Origin of the sequence: uncultured Romboutsia sp., assembly GCF_958366745.1 — a bacterium.
GTDB lineage: Bacteria > Bacillota > Clostridia > Peptostreptococcales > Peptostreptococcaceae > Romboutsia > Romboutsia timonensis.
Genome location: NZ_CATXCO010000235.1, coordinates 1 through 3,602 on the forward strand (window position 1 = coordinate 1; position 3,602 = coordinate 3,602).

Sequence of the window (3,602 nt, forward strand, 5' to 3'; positions counted from 1 at the left end):
TGATACTAGAAATGGCCCAAGACGAAATTAGTAATTACTCATCTCAAAAGGGTGTTCAAAAATATTTTGAAGGTAATATAGATAAAATTATAAATGAAAATATAAAAAATTACTTAGACGACATAAGTGTAAATAAAATATATTCAAAAATATTAAAGAGAGGTTCTAGTCAAGAAAATGTTCAATCTGTGGCTAGAGTAATAAAATCAGAGGAATTGTTTAAATCAAAAAATGAACTAGTTAAATTTGCTAGATATTTAGGGATTAATGTTAATGCGAAAAGTTCATATACTCAAACTTTGAAAAGAATATCTAATTATATATATTTAAATAGAAAAGAATACTCTGAAAAATATGTACTTTATAGAAATGGAGATGAAGAATGTATATTAGAGCCGGAGAAGATAAAATTAGATTTGATAGAAAGTTATAAATCTAAAACAAGAAAAGATATGAAATCTATAGCTAGACTATTAGATATAAATGTAGAGGACGAGGAAAGTGCTGAAGATATAAGACGAAAAGTAATAAATTATATTATGAAAGAAAAACTTACAAAGAAAAAATAAAACTCAAAAATTAAAGATGCTTATATAAGTGTCTTTAATTTTTTTTATTCGCATATAATATAAATGAAAAGACAGAAGGAGTTGATATACTATAAAAAAGAGAAATTTTATCATAGTAAGTTTGATAATAATTATAATGTTTATATCTTTAATGGTAGAGATAAAGTTATTTCCTCCTAGAAGGGAAATTAATATAATAAGTTACAATATACATAGTGGACTTAATAAGAATATGTTTCCAACACTTTTTGATACAATTGACTTTTTAAAACAATCTAATGCAGATATAATTTGTTTACAAGAAGTAAACGAGTCTGCTAGAGCGGGATTTCAAGTAAGTAGCTTCAAAGAAGAGTTAAAGATGAACTCTCATTTTGGAGCAAATGTTGTAGATTTAGGATTTAATTATGGACTTGTTACATATTCAAAGTACCCAATTAAGGGTGAAGAGCACATATATTTAAGTAGTTTTCGTGAACAACGAGGTATGTTACATACTGTAGTTAAAGTTGATTATCGGAAGTTAAATATAATAAATATACATTTAGGCTTAGATGATGAAGAGCGAGGAATACAAATAAGAGAATTATTAGATTTTATAAAAAAATTAGGAGATGAACCTTATATAGTTGTAGGAGATTTTAATCAAGGAGGCGTAACTGTAGAGGAAGATATATTAAAAGATGTTGCAAAAGAGTTAGGAAAATCAAATATTTTAACTTTTCCAACGGGATTAGATAGAATAGATTATATATTCGTATCATCGAATATAGAAGTTATAGATTATGATGTTATTATAAAAGATATGTCGGATCATTATCCTGTATTTGCAAAAATAAAAATATAATACCCTAAAATTTATATTCATAAATATTAGACAAGTTAAATATACATTAGTAAGAACACTTTTAAGGGGGAATTAACTAATGAATAAAAGAAGATCGATATACAAAGGATTTAATAAAAGAAGAAAAAATAGGGTAATAAAGATATATATAGTTGGAGCAAGTATATGTTTAATATGTGGATATGGATATATACAATTTAAAAATAGTAATATGTTTAATAGTATAAAAGAAAAAGTTGCATCTATTGAGTTAAAAGCACCATTTTTTGATTTAAAAAAATCAAATGATAATGGATTAGAAACTGTTGATTATAATGACATATCTAAAGAAATAGATAAAATTAAAGAAGAGAATAATGAAGCAAAAACTGATGAGGTCAATGAGGATGTAAAAGTTGCAAAAGTAAAAGGTTGGAATGTATATACAATACAAGTTGCCTCAGTTGAAGATAAAGATGAAATTAGCAAAATAGAAGAGGTATTAAGTAAAGAAAAAGTTCCTTTTTCTACTATAAATATAGAGGGAGTAAATAAAGTTCAGACATATGTATCATTTGATAAAGAAAGTATAAGAAATCATTTAGAAGGTATAAGAGTATTATATCCAGATGCATTTTTAGCAGAAGTAAAAATGCCTGTTTTATCTTTGGAGTATACTAGTAAATATTCATACTTAGAAACAATATCAGAACAGTTAGGTAGTCTTATAGATAACTTTGAATTAGAATCTAAATTATGGACAGATAATAAGAATAATATAAATTTGGAAGAGTATAATACTATATTAACTAATAGAAAAACGATGGTTAAAAACATAGAAAAAGAAGTTAGTAAAATTGATTATAAAGGAGCAGAGGTATTTAAGTCTAATTTGACTACATATCTAAATAATGTAGATAAAAATATAGAAGAAGCTTCTAAGTCTGCAAATGAACAAAATTATAATATAAGCGAAGGTATATTTTTAAATAGCTTACAAGGGTATTTAACTTTTATAAACTCTATTCAATAAATTTAAAAGGTTGTTTATACAACCTTTTTTGTTTTAAAAGTAAATAACTTAAGTACTGATAAAAAATGATTATGTTAAATTTTGGATAATACTATAGTATCTAAAAAATAAATAGAATAATTATTTATTTTTTAGATAAGGGGGTAAGAAAATGAAGCTCTTAACTTTTAAGGGGGGAGTACACCCTCAATACAATAAAGAGTATTCAGCAAAAAAGGCTATAGAGAAAGTAGAAAGTCCAAAAGTCGTATATATACCTCTTCAACAACATATAGGTGCGCCAGCAAAGGCAATTGTTAAAGTTGGGGAGAAAGTAAAATTAGGGCAAAAGATAGGGGAGCAAGAAGGTTTTGTATCTTGTAACGTTCATTCATCTGTGTCAGGTAAAGTTATAGGAATTGAAGAACATGAGTTACCTGGTGGTAGAGGTATGTGTATAATAATTGAAAATGATTTTAAAGATGAGGTTCATGAAAACGTTATACCAAATAAGGATATAGAAAATTTAACGAAAGAAGAAATAGTAAATATAGTTAAAGAAGCTGGAATTGTAGGTATGGGTGGAGCTACATTTCCAACTCATGTTAAGATATCTCCACCTCAAGGCAAGAATATAGATACTGTTATATTAAATGGAGCTAAATGTGAGCCATATTTAACAGCTGACCATAGGATTATGTTAGAAAATCCAGAAGATGTGGTTTATGGATTATATATTCTTATGAAGGCATTAGATGTAAAAAAAGGTTATATAGGTATAGAGGTAAATAAATTAGATGCTATAGAAGCTATAGAAAAAGAAGTTAAAAAATATGAAAATATTGAAGTTTCAAGGCTTGAGATAAAATATCCTCAAGGAGCTGAAAAGCAACTTATATATGCATGTACAAAAAGAGAAGTTCCATCAGGAGGTCTTCCTATGGATGTAGGTGTTGTTGTAAATAACGTTGAACCGCAGCTCAAATAGCAAGAACTATAAAAACAGGGATGCCTTTAGTTGAAAGAATAACTACAGTAACAGGCAGATGTATAACTGAGCCTAAAAACTTAGTAACTAGAGTTGGAACTTTAGTATCTGAAATAATAGAACAATGTGGTGGTTTCAAAGAAGGTAAAACTGTTGGAAAAATTATAATAGGTGGTCCGATGATGGGGATAGCACAGTATACAATAA

3 protein-coding genes and 1 pseudogene are annotated in these 3,602 nt (G+C 26.9%); all 4 read left to right on the forward strand.

Annotated elements, in window-relative coordinates:
* The first annotated feature begins 2 nt into the window (after nt 1-2).
* Nucleotides 3-569, forward strand: a complete 567-nt coding sequence (locus tag Q5F54_RS11930) for a hypothetical protein (protein WP_302334493.1) — start codon at nt 3-5, stop codon at nt 567-569.
* Between the two features lie 151 nt (nt 570-720).
* Nucleotides 721-1,416, forward strand: a complete 696-nt coding sequence (locus Q5F54_RS11935) for an endonuclease/exonuclease/phosphatase family protein (RefSeq protein ID WP_288525474.1) — start codon at nt 721-723, stop codon at nt 1,414-1,416.
* Between the two features lie 79 nt (nt 1,417-1,495).
* The gene (locus tag Q5F54_RS11940; protein WP_071121280.1) at nt 1,496-2,428 is read left to right on the forward strand and encodes a hypothetical protein; all 933 of its coding nucleotides are present in this window, start codon (nt 1,496-1,498) and stop codon (nt 2,426-2,428) included.
* Between the two features lie 151 nt (nt 2,429-2,579).
* Nucleotides 2,580-3,602: pseudogene (gene rsxC, locus Q5F54_RS11945) on the forward strand (electron transport complex subunit RsxC); the annotation flags it as partial.